This window comes from Chloroflexota bacterium, from assembly GCA_026708035.1.
Taxonomy (GTDB): Bacteria; Chloroflexota; UBA11872; order UBA11872; family UBA11872; genus JAJECS01.
Map to the genome: position 1 here is coordinate 57,910 of JAPOVQ010000035.1, position 16,561 is coordinate 74,470.

Here is a 16,561-nt window from a genome sequence, read left to right on the forward strand (position 1 = left end):
CGAGCCGGTTTGCGGTCTACTGCCGCCGGTTTCGCCAAACGTCGTCTGCAGGAATAGGAGCCGCCTGCCGTGGCTGCCATTGCAACCAATGTTCGTCGTCTTCCCGGCCCGATTCAGGCCCTCATCGCGTCCCTTGTATTCGTTGCGCTTGCGCTTCTGATTCTCCGGGTCGCGCTCGACCCGAACGAAGAGAGGATGCGGGCCAGCGCCGAGGCGGCGCGCCCTCAACGCGAGGCGGTTCAGGTTCGTACGCGGGCGCCGACGGATGCGTCGACGACCACGGAATCGTCGGCGGCGACGGACGCGGCCGCGGAAAGCGACCTGCCGGGCGTTGGCGACACCCTGGTATCGACGGACGATCTATCGGTCACCCTGCTTGCGGTTGAAGATCTGTCAGAGCTGCCCCAACTCGTGGGCGGCCCGGTCGATCCGCGCAGGGACTACTTCCGGATCGTCACCATTGAATTCGAGAACAACAGCTCCGACCCAACCACTGTGCAGAACACCAACATCTGGCTGGTGAAGGACGACGGCTCCCGAGTCGTCATCGACTCAAACTCGCTCGACAGGCTCATCTCCGCACCGCCGCTTGCTTTCGATAGCCGGCCGCTGTTTCTGGCGGAATCGGTGCCGGTAGACAAGTCAATCGTGGTGTCGGTGTCGTTCGACGTCAGGGAAAGCGACACGATTACCAAGCTCGACGTCGAGGGCCTTCTATTTGCGATGCCCGCGGTCAACCTCGATGCCGGCGCGGCGGCAGTGGCGGAGGCGGAAGCGGAGACCGAGGCCACGGCCACGGCTGAGGCCGAGGCCACGCCGGAAGCCAATGTTCGCGACACTCGTGCCGGAAGCTCGCTGGACACCGCCGTGAACCGGGGGCGGGCGCGCATTGAAGCCGAGGAGCAGGTCGCGGAATCTCGCACCGGCCTGCCCACGGTAGGCGACGCGCTGCTTGGGGATGACGGGCTCGAGGTGACGCTGGTGTCGGTGCAGCGATTCGAGGAGTTGACGCAGGTTCACGGCTCACCGTTCCGGCCGAAGAACGGCTTGTTCCAGATCGTGACCATCACATTCAACAACACCAACGACAGCGGGAACATCGTGGTCTCCAAGGCCAACATCGTGATGATCGAGCCGGACGGCAACGAAATCCCCGTGAATTCGCCAGGCATCAATGCGCTCATAGGCATGGCCACGACGGCTACGGAAGGCCGTCCGCTGTTCCTGGTCGAAAGCGTGCCGAACGGAAAGACAGCCACGGTGGCCGTGGTGTTCGATGTCGACCCGGGCTTGCTTGACCTGCAAATCGACATCGAGGGCTTCATCTTCGAGGTGCCGAACCCCTAGGCTTCGGCGCGTAGCCAACGGCATACTCGGGAAATGACCGAGGTGTCGGGCGGGCCTGAGTTTCCGCGCACCATTCGCACGCCGCGTCTCACGCTCCGTCCGTTCAAGCCGTCGGACGTGAACGCCGTTCTGGGGTATGAGTCGGACGCAGCCTATGGCGAGTTTCTCGGCGTTCCGCATCCTTACCGTCGATCGGACGCCGAGCGCGGCGTCGCGTCCCGCATGCTCTGCGACTGGACGCGCGCGGCGATGTGGGCCGTGGATCTCGAGGGCGACGCCATCGGGAACGTCGGGATGACGCTATACGCCGGTCACGGGCGCATTGATCTCTACTACGGCCTCGCGCGGGCGCACTGGGGAATGGGCTATATGACTGAGGCCGTGCGCGCCGCCATTGACGCCGCCTTCACCACGTTTCCGAACGTCAACCGCGTTCAGGCCGACGCCAACCCCGAGAATCCGGCCTCGCTGCGCGTCATGGCAAAGGCCGGGATGACTCCCGAGGGCGTGCTGCGCCAATACGTGGTCATGCACGGCGCGGCCACGGATCAGGTCATGTGCAGCATCCTGCGCCGCGAGTGGGAGACCGTGAGCAAGGAGTAGCAGCCTTCCCCTGCCGGCGCAATGGCGATGGGGCTCGCCTGCCGAGGCCGTCGCTACCGCTGCGAGATTCCGCCGCCGATTTGCTCCACCACGCGCAGGGTGTCTGCCACCGCCCACGTCTCCACGATGCGCCCATCCACGATGCGCCGGATGGCCATCACCTCACCGCTCACCGTCCCGCCCGTGGCCTGGATGCCCAGATGGGTCCCCAGGTGCGTCCCGCGCCACGTGGCATGCGTGATGACGAACTCGCCGTCCTCGAACTGTCGCTCGATGGTCCAGCGCAGGTCCGGAAAGGCCTGCAAGCGGTCGCGATGCACGTTCTTGATCGCCGCGGGCGTCACGCTCTCGCCCGCGCGGTGCACGAGGCCCGAAGAATCGTGCAGCTCGTCGAACACGTCCCAGTTCCGACCGTTGAAGGCCTCATCGGCCAGACGTTGCACGACCGCCGCATTGCGGCCGGTCACCGGCTAGTCGTCCTCGGGCATGAAGCCGGCGTTGATGAAGCCGCCGTCGATGGTGATGGCGGTGCCGCTGATGTAGGTCGACCCGTCGCCGCACAGGAACACCGCAAGGTCCGCAATCTCCTCCGGCACCGCCTCACGCTTCTTGGGGAAGCGTCGAATGCGCTGATCCCGCAGCTCCGGTCTGCGCCTGTAGATCTCCTGCACCATCGGCGTTCGCGTCACGCCGGGACAGATCGCGTTTACATTGATGTCGTAGGGCGCCCACTCGATGGACAGCATCTGGGCGAGCGCAATCAACCCGGCCTTGGCGGGACTGTACGCGCCGCGATCCGGCACCGGCACCATGGCGCCAACCGACGAGATCAGCACCACGCGCCCACCCTCGCCCTGCCGAACCAGCTGGCGTCCGATGGACTGACAGAGCAGAAAGCCGCCCGTGAGATGCGTGTCGAGGACCGAGCGCCAGTCCTCCTCCGGCAATTCGAGCAACGGGGCGATGGCAGTGTTGCCGGCGCCGTGGACCAGGAAATCGCAGCGGCCAAAGTGTTCGACGACCGCATCGACAGCCTGCTGCACCGAGGCGCTGGAGGCTGAGTCGAGAACGACCGGCAGGGACTGGCCTCCGCTCTCGGAAATCTCGTTCGCGAGCGCCTCGCTCCGGCCGAGGTCGATGTCGGCGATTGCGACCGCCGCGCCGTCGCGCACGAAACGCCGGCAGATCGCCGCTCCTAGACCGCCCGCGCCGCCGCTCACGAATGCCACCTTGCCCGTCATGGAGTTGCCCCTTCGCAGATTGGCTGCGCCAGTCGCCCCGTGGCGCGCGTCCGGTGATTTGAAGCGCCAAGGATCTCGCTCGAGCCGCAGCCTATCGCTAAGCGACGCACCTGGGCGAAACCTCGGTCACTCGTCGCCGAATCAGTTTCGCTGCATGAAGTCGGCGATCAGCCGTGCGACCTCGCGCGGGCACTCCAGCGGCAGCGAGTGCGACGCTCCCGCCAGCCAGCGCAGCTCGATATTGTCCCGCCGGGGCAGGTGCAGCTGTTCATGCGTCGCCGGCTCGCGTCCTCGGTCACCGTAGAGCTCGAGGATCGGCAGGTCGGTTCGCTGAAGGACGTCGGTGCCGTCCCAGGTTCTCCAGATGGCGCCGAAGTCGCGCCGTTGCCGGTCGGTCCAGCGGTGCAGGACCTCGTGGCGCAGCTGCTCGCGTTGCTCCAGCTGCTCGGCGGACAGCGTGCTCATGGTGTCGTCTCGGAACGCGTCGCGCTGCGCGTGATGGTTGGTCCAGCCTTCGATCGAAATCACACCGCGCAAGGCATCGGGGCGGACCCGCGCGATCTCAATCGCGATCATGCCGCCGATGCTGTGGCCGCCGACGAAGCACCGCGGCAGCTTCAGTTGGTCCACGACTTGCAGCACGTCCTGCGCGAACAGCTCAATGGATCCGTTTGCCGGCGGCGGCCAGCTGCCGCCGTGTCCGCGGAGATCGACGAGGACCATGAGCAGCGCCGCGTCCAGGTGGTCGACTATGTCTTTGAGCCCCCTGGCTGCGTTGAAGCTGCCGGGAATCAGCACCAGCGGCGGACCGCGTCCACCGCGTTCGTGGTAGGAGAGTGTTGCGCCCGGCGCCTCGATCGCGTGTTGGGCAAATGCCGGTCCCAGGCCCGCGCCAGAACCGGGCGATGCCGAATCCGGCCTCACCGAACCGACTCCAGCGGCGGATTGCGCACGCCGTCGAGATCGGCAAGGCGTACCCGCAGCAGCTCCACCGTCTGCTTGCCGCCGGCGAAGGAAATAAAGAGGTGGTCGCCATGCTCGATCACGTGTGGGTAGTCCACCCAGCGTCCGCCCGCCAGGTACGCCATCGTGTGAAAGACCAGGCCGTCGTCGCTGACTGAGATAGCCAGCGGATCGCGCATTCTCGGGTTGGGGTTCGAGACGAGCACGTAGCGACCGTCGGCCAGCCGCAGCCCGCTGAACTTGGACGTGGCGTCCGGGAAATTCGTTCGAACCGGGCGGCCCCAGGTACTCCCGCCGTCCACGGAAATCGCGCGGTAGAGGTATCCGCTGCGGCGACCGTCGCGAAACAGCGCCGCCAACCGCCCGTCGGGCAGCGTCCACCAGTGCGGCTCCTCCGCCGAAAGCTCGGTGTTCGACCCCAGGACGGGAACCGATGCCCACCGGTCGATCGCGTCCACGCCGCCGACCAGAAATTCAACGCCGACCTCGCGATAGTTGTGGCGGCGCCGGGACATGCTCCATTGGCCGTCAGGCAGGCGCTCCGGCGGGAAGTTGTTGATGGCGTCACGGCAGACGACGCCGGCGGGCTCCCACGAATCGCCGGTCGGATTGAGTCGAAACGCGTGCAGCGCAAGGCTCGGACCGAAGAATCCGGCCGCCTCGTCCAGCGACGCCAGCGCCAACAGCTCGCCGTCCCGTTGCCAGAAACCGCGCGAGATAAATCGCAGGCCGCGATCGGTGCGCTGGCCATACAGCGGCGAAGATGGACCGGACCCGGGCGGCGCGGGCGTGAGGTACCGGGGACTCGACCATCGACGTCCATCGGGGCTGGTGGCGAACTTCACCCGCTGGCCCACGCGGTCCTCGATGCCTGGACCGTCGCTCCACATGAGCCAGAACTTGCCCCCGTGATTGGCCAGGTAGTTGTGCTGGTTGACGCCGCCCCGGTCGCGGTCGAGATCGCTGCCGTGGTGCGCCTCGGCGCGCACATCGCTCACCATGACGTGCTGCGACGGCACGCGCGGCAGCGACGCAAAGTCGATTCGGTGTGAGTCGTCCGGCACCCACGGACCCGCCAGCATGAGCGCTGGATTCGGGCGCACCACGTGCTCAGCCATCTGGAATCGACACGATTTGCCTCTGAGCGGCGAGCAGGCGCTGAAGCTCGTCCACCGGCACATGGCGCGGCGTGACGCCGTGGCGCAGCGCCAGGTACGCGGCGGTTCCCGCCGCCTGCCCCAGCGCCATCCAGGTGGGCTCCATGCGGATCGATGAGTAGGCCACGTGCGTGGTCGACGCCGCAACCGGGACGATGAGGTTCTCGACGTTCACCGGAATCATGATGCGATACGGAATCTCGTACGGGTGCGTGAGTTCGTCCAGCATGCCCAGATAGCCTTCGAGCACCTGCGTGTCCGTGGGCTGGCGCTTGCGGCAAGGGAAGCTGTCGATGGGGAACTCGCCCACCGCGATCGCGTCCTCGTGCCGGCGCGAGCCGGTGGTCAAGTCGTGCTCGGTCAGCGTGTACTCGCCGACGAGCCGCCGGCCCTCGCGCACGTAGAGTTGGAAGGGAAATCGACCGTTGTCGGTGAACTCGTCGCGCGGCAGGTGATAGCCGTTGGCGATGCGCCGGTCCTCGGCTGGAATGTGCTCGTCGTTCTGCAGGAACCATAGGAGCCCCAAGGTCAGGTCACGGTGCCTCTGGCGGATTCGCTGCCGGGTTGCGTCGTCGCCCTCGATATAGCCCCGATTTTCCTCCGGGAATGGGAACCCCAGCGGCCGCGGGTTGATGTTGACGTCGGTCTTCCGGTTGGGGATCTCGGTCACGGACAGCGCCCGTACCAGCGTGTCGAAGTGGGCTGGGTTGTAGCCGCGTCCGGGCTTGAGCGTCTTGGGTCCGCTGAGCCGTCCGGCGACAAGATCGTCGAAATATCCAACATACTCGCCGCGGTCGTAACCCGGCGGCGGCCCGGTGAGCCGGTAGGCGTTGTCCGGGTCCGAGGTCAGGCACAGCCGGTAGGTGTAGGCCGGCAGCCGGTCGTCCGCGGCTCCGGTGGTGCCGGGAAGGAATCGGCCGTCCTGGTAGTCGTAGTAGACGACGCCGGCGTGCGGCTCATCGAAGTCGTCGCGCGCCTCCCGGCCGAGACGGAATGCGGCGCCCGCGGGCGCATAGAGATCGCCCTCGTAGGTGGCGTCGACGAACTGACAGCCGTGGATCATCGTGGCGCGCCCGCTGCGCCGATCGATGATCCTGATCGCCGTCACGGACGCATTGGAGCAAGTCACATCAGCCAGCCGCGCACCGCGGTGGACGCCTATGCCGGCCTGCTCGCCGACCATGCCCTCGAACACCGCTTCGGCCACCGACGGCTCGTAGTAATAGCCGTCGTCGCAGAGGCGCACGTTATCCGAATCCGCGCCGTAGCGCGCCACATAGGCGGCTAGCACGCGCTCCGTGAACTCGTGAAACAAGCCGCCGATGAGCTCTCGATGCTCGATGTCGCTCTTGCCCAGCCCACTGGCCGCCATGCCGCCGATGTGCCGGTGGTATTCGACGAGCAAGACCGAATGCCCCAGGCGTGCGGCGGCCACGGCGGCCGCGATTCCGCCCGGCGTCGCCCCCAGCACGACGATGTCGGCCTGCTGCGGCGTGAACGGTGCCGGGCCGGCATCGGTCATTTCGCGATCGAAGCGTGCGGTCATTTCTCGATTGCGGCGCGGCCGTGTGCTGCGGGTCGGCTCAGGGCAGGGTACGCGCTAGGTGAGGGACGCGAGACGCGCGGCCTGACGCCCCGACTCGGTCAGCCGCAGGCGGTCGACGTCGCGCGTGACCAGTCCGCGGTCGGCCGCCGACTGCACCACGCGTTCGGCGAAGTTGGGCTGCCATCGCATGTGCCGCTGCATGTGGTCGATGCGGCTCTCGTCCTCGGCGGCGGGCGTCCCCTCGTGCGTCGCCAGGTGGATCAGGAGCAACTGGCGGGCGAACTCCCAGCGCTGGCGACCGCGACGCCGCGCCGTCAGCAGCAGGCCACGCTCGGGCGCCAGCAGCAAGGCGATGACGAACGCCACGCCAACGACCGTGGCCATGGCGCCGGCGATGTTGGCGTCCAGGGCGCGCGCTAGCCAGTACCCGCCGATCGCGCAGACGGCCCCAATGGCCACGCTGAGCCCGAGCAGGCGCGGCAGCCGATCGGTGAGCAGGTACGCCGCCGCGGGCGGACCGATCATCAGCGCCACCACCAGGATGCTGCCAACGGCGTCGAAGGCGCCAACGGCCGTGACCGACACCATGCCCATCAAGCCGTAGTGAATCAACGCGGGCGAAAATCCGAGCGCCGTTGCCAGTCCGGCGTCGAAGGTGGCCACCTTGAACTCTTTGTAGAACGCTCCGAAGACAGCCACGTTGATGAGCAAGATGCCGCCCATCACCCAGAGCGCCACCGGCCCCAGGTCCTGGCCGAACGGCGTGAAGCGGTTGAACGGGGCGAACGCCAGCTCGCCAAGAAGTACCGCGTCACTGTCCAGGTGCACGTCCCCCGCAAGGGCCGAGATGAGAATCACGGCGATGGAGAACAAGGCGGGAAACACCAGCCCGATGGCGGTGTCCTCGCGCACCAGCCCGGTGCGGTTGACCACCTCCACCAGCGCGACCGTCGCCAGCCCCACGATGGCCGCGCCGGCGATCAGCAGCGGGGACCGCAGGTCGGCCACGATGAAGAACGCCAGCACGATGCCCAACAAGACGGTGTGGCTGATGGCGTCGCTCATCATGGACATCCGTCGCAACATCAGGAAAGCGCCGGGAATCGCGCACGCGGCGGCCACGACGACCGCAACGATCTGAACCTCGAGCTGCGCGGGCGTCACGGGGCGCCGGCCTGAGTCGCGCGCTGACGCTCCGCCCGGGAGGCTCTTTCACGCCCACGGTCGGTCAGCGTCCAGGTGTCGCCGGCGGTGCGACGGGCGAGGCCCTGCACCGCAAGCTCCGCCAACGCCCGGTCGACGACCGCGCGACCGCGAATCGCGTACAGCGCAGCCACGTGGTGCGCGTGCGCTGGATCACGCGCGTGCTGCGCCGAGAGCGCCGCCAAATCGCCAAGCACGGCCTCGAGGGCCAGCAATCGACGACGGCGCCAAGCGTGGAAACGCGCCCACGCGACGCCGCGGCGCGGCGCGAAGAGCAGCGAAACGGCCACGAACCCCGTCGCGACCAGGACGATCGTCGGCCCCGTGGCGGTGTGGGCCGTCGTGCTGATGACCGAGCCGGCCACGCCGGCGGCCGCGCCAAGGGCGGCCGAAAGAATCACCATCACGCCGAGCCGGTCGGTCCACTGGCGCGCGGCGGCCCCGGGGGCGACCACCATGGCGCTCATCAAGACCACGCCGACCGTCTTGAGTCCCACCACGATGGCGATGACGAGCAGACTCGTGAGCAGCACGTCCAGCCGCCGTACGGGATAGCCCAGCGATGCGGCGAAGTCGGGATTGAAGCTCAGCAGCTTGAACTCCTTCCAGAGCGTCAGCAGGATCAGCACCGCGACGGCGCCGACGGCCGCCATGGTGATCACGTCGATTTCGAGCAGCGCGGCCGCCTGGCCGAAGAGATATCGATCCAGTCCGGCCTTGCCGGCCGCGGGCTGTCGCTGAATGAACGTGAGGACCACCAGCCCGGCGCCAAAGAACACGCTGAGGATCAGGGCCATGGCGGCGTCGGCCTTGACCCGCGACGCGCGGACGATTCCGATCACGGCCAGCGCCGCCACCCACCCGGCCAGCGCCGCTCCGAGCATGAGCACCAGCGGCGTCCGGCTGCCGGTGATGAGAAACGCCAGCGCAACGCCGGGCAGCGCGGCATGGGACATGGCGTCGCCCAGCAGCGCCTGCCGCCGCAAGACGGCGAATGCGCCCACGGCGCCGCTCACGACGCCCAGCGCCGCCGAACCCAGCGCCACCGTGCGCAGCGTGTAGTCGAAGAGCAGGTCGCTGAGAACGTCCATGGGGACGCCCGTCAGTTCCGCCGGCTGGAAGCGTTCACGGGGTCGATTTCGGGCTCGTTCCGTTGGCGTGTCCGCCAGCGATGCCCGAGACGCGCCCGCCGTAGGTCTCCCGCAGGTTTTCTTCGGTGAACGAGTCCGCGACCGGTCCGGCCGCGATGCGGCGCACGTTGAGCAGCGTGACCCAGTCGAAATATTCCGCCACCGTCTGCAGGTCGTGGTGCACCGCGACCACGGTCTTGCCCTGGGCGCGCAGGGTTCGCAGCAGGCTCACGATCGCCCGCTCGGTGGTGGCGTCCACGCCCTGGAAGGGCTCGTCCATCAGGTAGACCTCGGCGTCCTGCACCAGCGCACGGGCCAGGAACACGCGCTGCTGCTGTCCGCCGGAGAGCTGGCTGATCTGACGGTCGGCGTAGGTCTCCATGCCAACCTGACGTAACGCGGCCAGCGATCGCCGGCGTTCGCTCGCTCCGGGGCGACGAATCCAGCCCAGCTGCCCGTAGGTGCCCATGGCGACGACGTCGCGCACCGTGGTGGGAAAGTCCCAGTCCACGCTGCTGCGCTGCGGCACGTAGGCCACCAGGTGGCGCTGCGCGCGGTAGGGACGCCCCAGGATGCGCACCCGCCCGGCAGCGGGCCGGAGCAGACCGAGGATGGTCCGCAGCAGGGTGGTCTTGCCGGCGCCGTTGGGACCCACGATGGCCATCAAGACGCCGCGCGGCACCTCCAGGTCCACGTCCCATAGCGCGGGGCGTTGGTGATAGGCCAGCGTGACGTCGGTGGCCTCGACCGCCAGCGGGGCGTCAGCCTCCGTCGGAGCGTCGAGCGACGTGCGCGTGCTTGTTGCGCTCATTCGCCCGTCAGCCCGCCGACGATCGTGTCGATGTTGTGGCGGATCATCCCCAGGTAGGTGCCTTCCGGCGTGCCCGCGGCGCCCATGGCGTCGGAGAAAATCTCGCCCCCGACGACCACCGTGTGCCCGCGCGCGCCCGCGGCTTCGATGACGGCCTGCACGCCCTGGTCTGGCACCGAGGACTCGATGAAGACGGCGCGAATTCCGCGGTCGCTGATGAATCGCGCCAGGGCTTGCACGTCGGCGGTGCTCGCCTCGCTCTCGGTGCTGATGCCCTGAAGGCCCCGCACCTCGAATCCGTAGCGCCGGGCGAAATAGTTGAACGCGTCGTGGGCGGTGACCAGGGCGCGAATGCCCGCATCCAGCGTGTCGGCCTGCGCCGTGACATAGGCGTCCAGGACTTCGATTTCGGCGATGTAGGCCTCGGCGTTGGCGCGGTAGGTCGCCGCTCGATCAGGGTCCATGTCGAGCAAGGCGTCACGGACGCTCGCGACGACGATTGTCCACAAGCCCAGATCGAACCACACGTGCGGGTCGTACGCGCCTTCGAACTCGGGCGGCGCCAGCAGCTGACCGCGGTCGATGCCGTCGGTCACGCGCACCGAGCGCACGCCCAAGTCCTCCATGCGCTCCAGCACGCCGGTCATGCCCGCCTCGAGGTGCAGGCCGTTCCAGAACACGGCGTCGGCCGATTCGAGCCGCGTGATGTCGCTCTCGCTCGCCCGATAGAGGTGCGGATCGACGCCGGGCCCCATGAGGGCGTGGACCTCCACGGCGTCGCCGCCGACCCGGCGCACGGCGTCGGCAATCTGCCCGATCGTGGCCACGATGCGCAGTCGAGGGTCATCCGCGCCATCGGTCGCCGGAGCGCTGCCGTTGCAGGCGGCAATGAGGAACAGGGCGGCGGCGAGGCTCCCAATCAGTCCGCAAACCAGCGCCGTTTGGACGGCTCCCGAACGCAGCGGTCACATCCTCGCAGGCAACATCGGCTCCCAATGGTTTCATGAATCGATCCGTTAAGTCAATGATTGCAATACTAAAGTTGCATTATTCAACATTTGCGTCGGACTCGTCCTGGGTCCACCGCCGCGGGACGGTCGGGGACTCGAATGGGAGGGCTCGGCGCTCGTGGCGGGGCAGTCGGCATCTTGACATCATTTGAACAACGCATCATGATGTCTCCATGCGAACCACGCTCACGCTCGACGCTGACGTCGCCGACTTCCTGCGCGAGCAGGCCCGGCTCCGGAACCGGCCGTTCAAACAGATCGTGAACGACACCTTGCGCCGAGGGATGTCGCCCGCCGCCCCCGAGGAACGCCCGGCCTATCGGGTCACGCCGCACCACGGCGGGTTCCGTGCCGGCGTGGATCCGCTCAAGCTCAATCAGCTCAACGATGAGCTGGAGACGCAGGAGTTCATCGGCCGGGACGCCGAGTGATCGTCCCGGACCTGAACCTGCTGCTCTACGCCTACAACTACGGCGCGCCCTTCCACGACGCGGCGCGACGCTGGTGGGAAGCATCGGTCAACGGATCGGAGCGTGTCGGGGTGCCGTGGGCGGTGTCCACCGGCTTCGTGCGGCTGATGACCCATCCGAGGGTGCTGGCGGACCCCGCTACGCCGTCGACGGCGGCGGGCTACGTGGACGAGTGGTTCCGCTTGGCCAACGTCATTCCCCTAAACCCTGGCCGGGATCACCTGGCCCTCTTCCGACGCTGCCTCGCCGCCGCCGGCGTCGGCGCCAACCTCGTCACCGACGCCCACCTGGCGGCCCTGGCCATGGAATACCAGGCGGAGCTCCACTCCACCGACACGGACTTCAGCCGCTTTCCAGGCCTCCGCTGGCGCAATCCGCTCTGACGAGTAGCTCGCTCGGCCTCTTCGTCATTCCGGCGGAGGCCGGAATCCAGGGGATCGCCGCGCCCACGTGTACCGTCGCGACATGCCACGCGTCACGGTGGACGCGCTGACTGCCTAGCTCTGCTTCTCAGCCTGGTGTTTGTTGAGACAGTCCACGATGACCTGATTCATTCTGGGGAGCCTCGTTGCTGTGAAGTCCGACAGCCACGACTCGAGCTTTGCGCGCGTCGTGCCAGCATCCCAGCCTAGCCCCAAGTCATCTTCCTCCAACATATGATCCTCGTCGCTGTGCAGGATCATCCAGGACGCGCGAACCGCGCTCTCCCTTGGACTGAAAAGCGTGGGGCGCTGTTTAATCGCTTCAAAGAGACACTCCCTAAGTTTCTCGTTTTTCTCGTTGGCAGGAGACATCCAGACCTGGAAGCGTGGTCGCCCATCCTGGATTAGGAATTCGAAGAGGATCAAGGCATCGGAATCGCTCTCCCAGCCGCTGCCTGTCCGCGTCACTCCATACCGATCCCAGACGTTCGCTCGAAACCGAATAGCATTCTTGATCTCGTGATCTAGTCTCCATTCCAAATGCCGCTCGATTGCTATCTTGAATGCTGGCTTGATCTCAGCCGCCCAGTCTGGGCGATTCGCGAGCAGGAGCTCTACGGCCTCCCGGTGCTCCAGGTAGATTCGACGGGCGAGTTGCGAAACGCTGGTGTCGGGCACGAGGTTCCTCCTCAGCGTGGTTGCGTATAGACGCAAGAATGCGCGGACATCGGGATTCATCGAGTTCTCGCCGTCGGCCGCAATCTGTTGGACGACATCCAATACTGCCGAATAGGGAAGGGCCGTCCAGAGTGATAGCTCTTCCTGGCGGAGCGGCTCAGTCCCTTGCGGCGTCAAGAACACGCGGCATTTGGCAAACGATGGATAGGCGGCATCCAGTGCGATTCGATAACGAGTGAGCTGCTCATGATGTTCGCTTGAAAACGTCTTGTTCTCGATGGCGCACAGAAGCCGCGCTTCGCGGTCGACCACCAGAATGTCCAGATATCCCAATTGCCCATCGACTTCGTGTTCCCACTCCCGGACGACTTCTGCGGCCGAAAGATTAACGGCGCCGACGTCTTGTGAGGTTCCGGCGCAGTGCAGAAGTGCCCGCAGAAAACAGTCGCCGAGCCCATGGCGTTCCTTGGGATTCAGCAGCAGGGCCAGCACGTCTGAATGGAATTCTTCCCACCCCCAGAGCGCCTGCCCTGATCCCAACCGCGACTCACCGATGAAGTCGAGCCCATCGAACTCGGATCGCTGCTGATCGGCGAGTCTCTCCAGCCGCTGCAGACGCTCATCCGCGATTAGAGCGTCGAGGCTTGCCGCTAGTCTCATGCGCTCCTCGCCAAGCGCGCGCTCCAATTGCTCGATCGCGGGGACTACGCCATCCAGCGCCGCCGAAGGGCCGCTCGGCATCCCATCATGTGTCGGCAAATTCACCGTCGCCAACAAAGGTGAACACGGCCTCACCGGGCATTGTAGGGGTATCCGGTGGCCCAGGCTGCGCACAGCGTGGGATTCGTCGTGCCTGCGGAGGCTCCTACTCGTCCCCGTCCGACGTGTCCTCCGAGGCCAGGGCCGTGCTCTCCGCGAAGACCTTGAACGATTCCATGATCTTGAGCGACTGCCGCTTGAACAGCGGCCGCATGAACCACGCCGCGATGCGCATGAAGCCGCCGAACTCGAACACGTTGTGCGCGATCCACTGGGTGGCGTTGGGGCCGTCTTCGACGAACCAATTCTCGATGACGTTCCGCACGCCCTCGGTCTCGTAGGTGCCGCTGATCTCGTCCGGCAGGTTATAGCGCGTGAGTGTTTCGATCATGTCGAACGTCTCGCCGTTGTCACGCGCGAAGACCAGGCGCGACTGGGCGCCCGGCTGTCCCTGCGTGCCTTTGACGTGCTCGAAGCTCTGCAGGCCGTCCATCCACTTGAGCATGTTGTCGGGATCGTCGAACAGCTCGACCATCCGCTCGCGCGGCAGGTTGATGACGAGCTTGCAGGTGTACTTCACATAACATCCCCAGGGTGACGCTGTCCCATGCTACAGCGGGTCAGCGCCGCACCGTGTAGCGAATCGCGCTCTTGGGCACGCGCAATACGCCGTGGCGGTCGATCTCGCGCCGGATCAGATCGGAAATCTTCGCCGTGATCGCGGCGCGGTGGCTGTCGTCGGCGGGGCGGTCGGCGATGGCGTCGATGGGCCCCGTCGCGTAGTAGCGCAACGCGTCGGGCACGGTTGGAAACAAGAAGGCGTCGTCCCAGGTGTCGAGCCGGCATTGCGCGAATTCAGACGCGACGAGAGGCTCGTCCAGTTCGGTGAACCGCAGCGTGCGTCGCGGACGCGGCGCATAGCCCGCCGCCCGCGCAGCCTGGCGGTGCAGCTCGATCAGGACCGCCTGGCTGTCCGAGGCGTTGGTCGTGAGCACGGCACGGCCGCCGGGCTTCAGCACGCGCCGGATCTCTTGCAGAGCCAGCTCCAAGTCCGGCACGTGGAAGAGCACGTAGTTGGCGAGGACTCGATCCACCGCGCCGTCGGCGATGGGAAGAGACTGGAGATCAGCGACGCCAAGTCCCAAGGGCGCCCCGTCGCCCTCAGACTGCGAGGCCTTTTCCACCATCGCCGCTGATCGGTCGATGCCCACGATCCGAGCGCCGCGCCGCCGCAGCTCGTCGAAGCACGCCCCGTAGCCGCAACCCGCGTCCAGGACAAGGTCGCCGGGTCGCAGCGCCAGGCCATCGATCACCCACGCCACGAATGAATCGGACCGCTCGGAGAAGCTCCGGTGGGCTTCGATGCGCGTCCTCAGGCGCGAAGTATCCGAGTACTGCTCGTGCAGCAACGCGGCGTCGGCCGCCGGCCGGGCAGTCATGGCTTGAGAGACGCAGGGGCCGCAGCCGCTGACGTCAACCGACCGCAGTCACGTCGGAAACTCCGCCGTCGAGAACGCCGGCCCCTGCGTATACGCCCCATGGCGTTGGCGCCTCCCCACAAGGTCGAGCGCAGCGGCGGTTGGGCGGTCCGGGGCCGAGTCCGCCCAGTGCCCATGTCGCACGAGTTTGCCATTATGGCCGCGAAACAGACCGAGGGCCTGACCATGGCTGAGAATCCTCGAGTCGTCATCGTTGGCGCCGGACACAATGGTCTCGTCGCCGCCGGCTACCTTGGGCGGGCCGGCCTGGACGTCCAGGTCCTCGAGCGCCGGGACGTCGTCGGCGGCGCGGCGGTGACCGAGGAGTGGTTTCCCGGATTCAACGTCTCCACCTGTTCCTATGTCTGCCACATCCTGCAGCAGAAGGTCATCGACGAGCTCGAGCTGCGCCGTCACGGTTTCCACGTCTACCCCATCGATCCGTCGCGCGTCCATCCCCACCCCAACGGCACGGCGCTCACGCTCTGGCACGACGACGAGCAGACGGTCGAGGAAATCCGCAAGATTTCGCCGGAGGACGCCGACGCCTGGATGGATTGGGCCGACTTTTGGCACCGCGCCGTCGGCATCCTCAGCGACTACTACCTGCGCCCGCCGCCCTCGCTGGCCGAGCTTTCCGAGCGGTTTCGCCGCGAGGACGAGGAGGAGCTGCTGGAGACCCTGCTCACGGTCCCGTTCAGGGAGCTGATCGAGCATTACTTCGTCTCGGACCAGGTCAGGGCGGCGATGAGCACCAGCACCTGGGACATGGGCGACATCGGCGCGCCGGGCAGCGCCTACATCACGGCCCTCTACCGCTTCAGCGCCTTCCGGGAAGATACGGAGAACTACGGCATCGTCCGCGGCGGCATGGGCGGCATCACCCAGTCGCTCGCCCGCTCCGCCGAGGCAGCCGGCGTTTCCATCAGGACCGGCGCCGAGGTGCGACGCGTTTTGGTGGAGCGGGGCCGGGTCACGGGCGTCCAGCTGCGCGATGGGGAGGTCGTCGAAGCCGACATCGTGCTGTCGAACGCGGATCCCAAACGGACCTTTCTCAAGCTGCTGGACGAGACCGATCTTGACGCGGAATTCCTCGAGGCGGTCAAGGCGCTGAAAACCGATTCGGCCTCGGCCAAGTTCCTTTGCGCGCTGCGGGAGTTGCCCGACTTTTCCGCTTACCTGGGCGACGACTACAACCCGGAGCACCTGGCGATGATCAATCTCTGCCCCTCGGTCGAGAACGCGGAGCGGAGCTGGAACGACGCGAAGCACGGCCGTGTGCCCACCACGCCGATCGTCCAGGTGCAGATCCCCACCGTGTACGACCCGACGATCGCTCCGGAAGGCCGCCACATCCTGTCGATGTGGGTGTTCTTCGTGCCGCCGCATATCCGCGACGGCTCCTGGTCGGAATTGCGCCAGCCGTTTGGCGAGTGGCTGATCGACGAGCTGACGGCCTACGCTCCAAACTTCAGGGACGCCATCATCGACTGGACGCTGCTGACGCCGGAGGACATCGAGGAGCGCATCGGACTCACCGACGGCAACATCCGGCACATCGATCTCATTCCGCAGCAGATCCTCTCGCGGCGACCGCTGCCGGGTTGGTCGGACTATCGGACGCCGGTCGAAGGCCTCTTCCTCTGCGGGGCCGGCACGCATCCCGGCGGTGAGGTGACCGGCGCGCCCGGCCACAACGCGGCGCATGTGGTGCTGCAAGCGCTCGGCCGCTGAAAGCCTGAT

At 66.7% G+C, this 16,561-nt stretch carries 17 protein-coding genes; 5 read left to right on the forward strand and 12 right to left on the reverse strand.

The window, feature by feature from the left end; genetic code table 11:
• Positions 1 to 69: 69 nt before the first annotated feature.
• Both OXG33_13945 and OXG33_13950 read left to right on the forward strand, forming a co-directional pair.
• Positions 70 to 1,347: a hypothetical protein gene (locus tag OXG33_13945; GenBank protein MCY4115017.1), complete on the forward strand. Its 1,278-nt coding sequence runs from the start codon at positions 70 to 72 to the stop codon at positions 1,345 to 1,347.
• A 33-nt stretch (positions 1,348 to 1,380) separates the two neighbouring features.
• Entirely contained in the window at positions 1,381 to 1,950 is a 570-nt protein-coding gene (locus OXG33_13950; protein MCY4115018.1) for a GNAT family protein, read from the forward strand.
• A gap of 53 nt (positions 1,951 to 2,003) precedes the next feature.
• Here OXG33_13950 and OXG33_13955 read toward each other — a convergent pair whose 3' ends face one another.
• The 9 genes from OXG33_13955 to OXG33_13995 all read right to left on the reverse strand — a co-directional run bounded on the left by OXG33_13955 (position 2,004) and on the right by OXG33_13995 (position 10,828).
• Entirely contained in the window at positions 2,004 to 2,417 is a 414-nt protein-coding gene (locus OXG33_13955; protein MCY4115019.1) for an ester cyclase, read from the reverse strand.
• Positions 2,418 to 2,420: 3 nt separating this feature from the next.
• On the reverse strand, positions 2,421 to 3,191 hold the full coding sequence (locus OXG33_13960) for an SDR family NAD(P)-dependent oxidoreductase (protein ID MCY4115020.1): 771 nt from the start codon (positions 3,189 to 3,191) through the stop codon (positions 2,421 to 2,423).
• Positions 3,192 to 3,332: 141 nt separating this feature from the next.
• The gene (locus OXG33_13965) at positions 3,333 to 4,115 is read right to left on the reverse strand and encodes an alpha/beta hydrolase (GenBank protein MCY4115021.1); all 783 of its coding nucleotides are present in this window, start codon (positions 4,113 to 4,115) and stop codon (positions 3,333 to 3,335) included.
• The gene (locus OXG33_13970; GenBank protein ID MCY4115022.1) at positions 4,112 to 5,272 is read right to left on the reverse strand and encodes an exo-alpha-sialidase; all 1,161 of its coding nucleotides are present in this window, start codon (positions 5,270 to 5,272) and stop codon (positions 4,112 to 4,114) included. The genes OXG33_13965 and OXG33_13970 overlap by 4 nt, the downstream gene beginning before the upstream one ends.
• On the reverse strand, positions 5,265 to 6,833 hold the full coding sequence (locus OXG33_13975) for an FAD-dependent oxidoreductase (GenBank protein ID MCY4115023.1): 1,569 nt from the start codon (positions 6,831 to 6,833) through the stop codon (positions 5,265 to 5,267). Before OXG33_13975 ends, OXG33_13970 begins: the two co-directional genes overlap by 8 nt.
• A gap of 78 nt (positions 6,834 to 6,911) precedes the next feature.
• Positions 6,912 to 8,021, reverse strand: coding sequence for a metal ABC transporter permease (locus OXG33_13980; protein MCY4115024.1), 1,110 nt, complete (start codon positions 8,019 to 8,021; stop codon positions 6,912 to 6,914).
• Positions 8,018 to 9,151 carry a metal ABC transporter permease gene (locus OXG33_13985; GenBank protein ID MCY4115025.1) on the reverse strand — a complete coding sequence of 378 codons (1,134 nt, stop codon included), beginning with the start codon at positions 9,149 to 9,151 and terminating at the stop codon, positions 8,018 to 8,020. Before OXG33_13985 ends, OXG33_13980 begins: the two co-directional genes overlap by 4 nt.
• A gap of 34 nt (positions 9,152 to 9,185) precedes the next feature.
• Positions 9,186 to 10,001, reverse strand: coding sequence for a metal ABC transporter ATP-binding protein (locus OXG33_13990; protein MCY4115026.1), 816 nt, complete (start codon positions 9,999 to 10,001; stop codon positions 9,186 to 9,188).
• Positions 9,998 to 10,828: a zinc ABC transporter substrate-binding protein gene (locus OXG33_13995; GenBank protein ID MCY4115027.1), complete on the reverse strand. Its 831-nt coding sequence runs from the start codon at positions 10,826 to 10,828 to the stop codon at positions 9,998 to 10,000. Before OXG33_13995 ends, OXG33_13990 begins: the two co-directional genes overlap by 4 nt.
• Before the next feature lie 356 nt (positions 10,829 to 11,184).
• On the opposite strand from OXG33_13995, the gene OXG33_14000 reads away from it, so the two are divergent.
• Entirely contained in the window at positions 11,185 to 11,442 is a 258-nt protein-coding gene (locus OXG33_14000; protein ID MCY4115028.1) for an antitoxin, read from the forward strand.
• Entirely contained in the window at positions 11,439 to 11,864 is a 426-nt protein-coding gene (locus OXG33_14005) for a type II toxin-antitoxin system VapC family toxin (protein ID MCY4115029.1), read from the forward strand. The genes OXG33_14000 and OXG33_14005 overlap by 4 nt, the downstream gene beginning before the upstream one ends.
• A 114-nt stretch (positions 11,865 to 11,978) precedes the next feature.
• On the opposite strand, the gene OXG33_14010 is transcribed toward OXG33_14005, so the two are convergent.
• The 3 genes from OXG33_14010 to OXG33_14020 form a co-directional block, all read right to left on the reverse strand.
• On the reverse strand, positions 11,979 to 13,346 hold the full coding sequence (locus tag OXG33_14010; GenBank protein ID MCY4115030.1) for a PD-(D/E)XK nuclease family protein: 1,368 nt from the start codon (positions 13,344 to 13,346) through the stop codon (positions 11,979 to 11,981).
• Positions 13,347 to 13,446: 100 nt separating this feature from the next.
• Positions 13,447 to 13,920, reverse strand: a complete 474-nt coding sequence (locus OXG33_14015) for an SRPBCC family protein (GenBank protein MCY4115031.1) — start codon at positions 13,918 to 13,920, stop codon at positions 13,447 to 13,449.
• 40 nt (positions 13,921 to 13,960) lie between these two features.
• Entirely contained in the window at positions 13,961 to 14,779 is an 819-nt protein-coding gene (locus tag OXG33_14020; protein ID MCY4115032.1) for a class I SAM-dependent methyltransferase, read from the reverse strand.
• 195 nt (positions 14,780 to 14,974) lie between these two features.
• Between OXG33_14020 and OXG33_14025 the strand changes: the two genes are divergently transcribed.
• On the forward strand, positions 14,975 to 16,552 hold the full coding sequence (locus OXG33_14025) for an NAD(P)/FAD-dependent oxidoreductase (GenBank protein ID MCY4115033.1): 1,578 nt from the start codon (positions 14,975 to 14,977) through the stop codon (positions 16,550 to 16,552).
• The last annotated feature ends 9 nt before the right edge of the window (positions 16,553 to 16,561 follow it).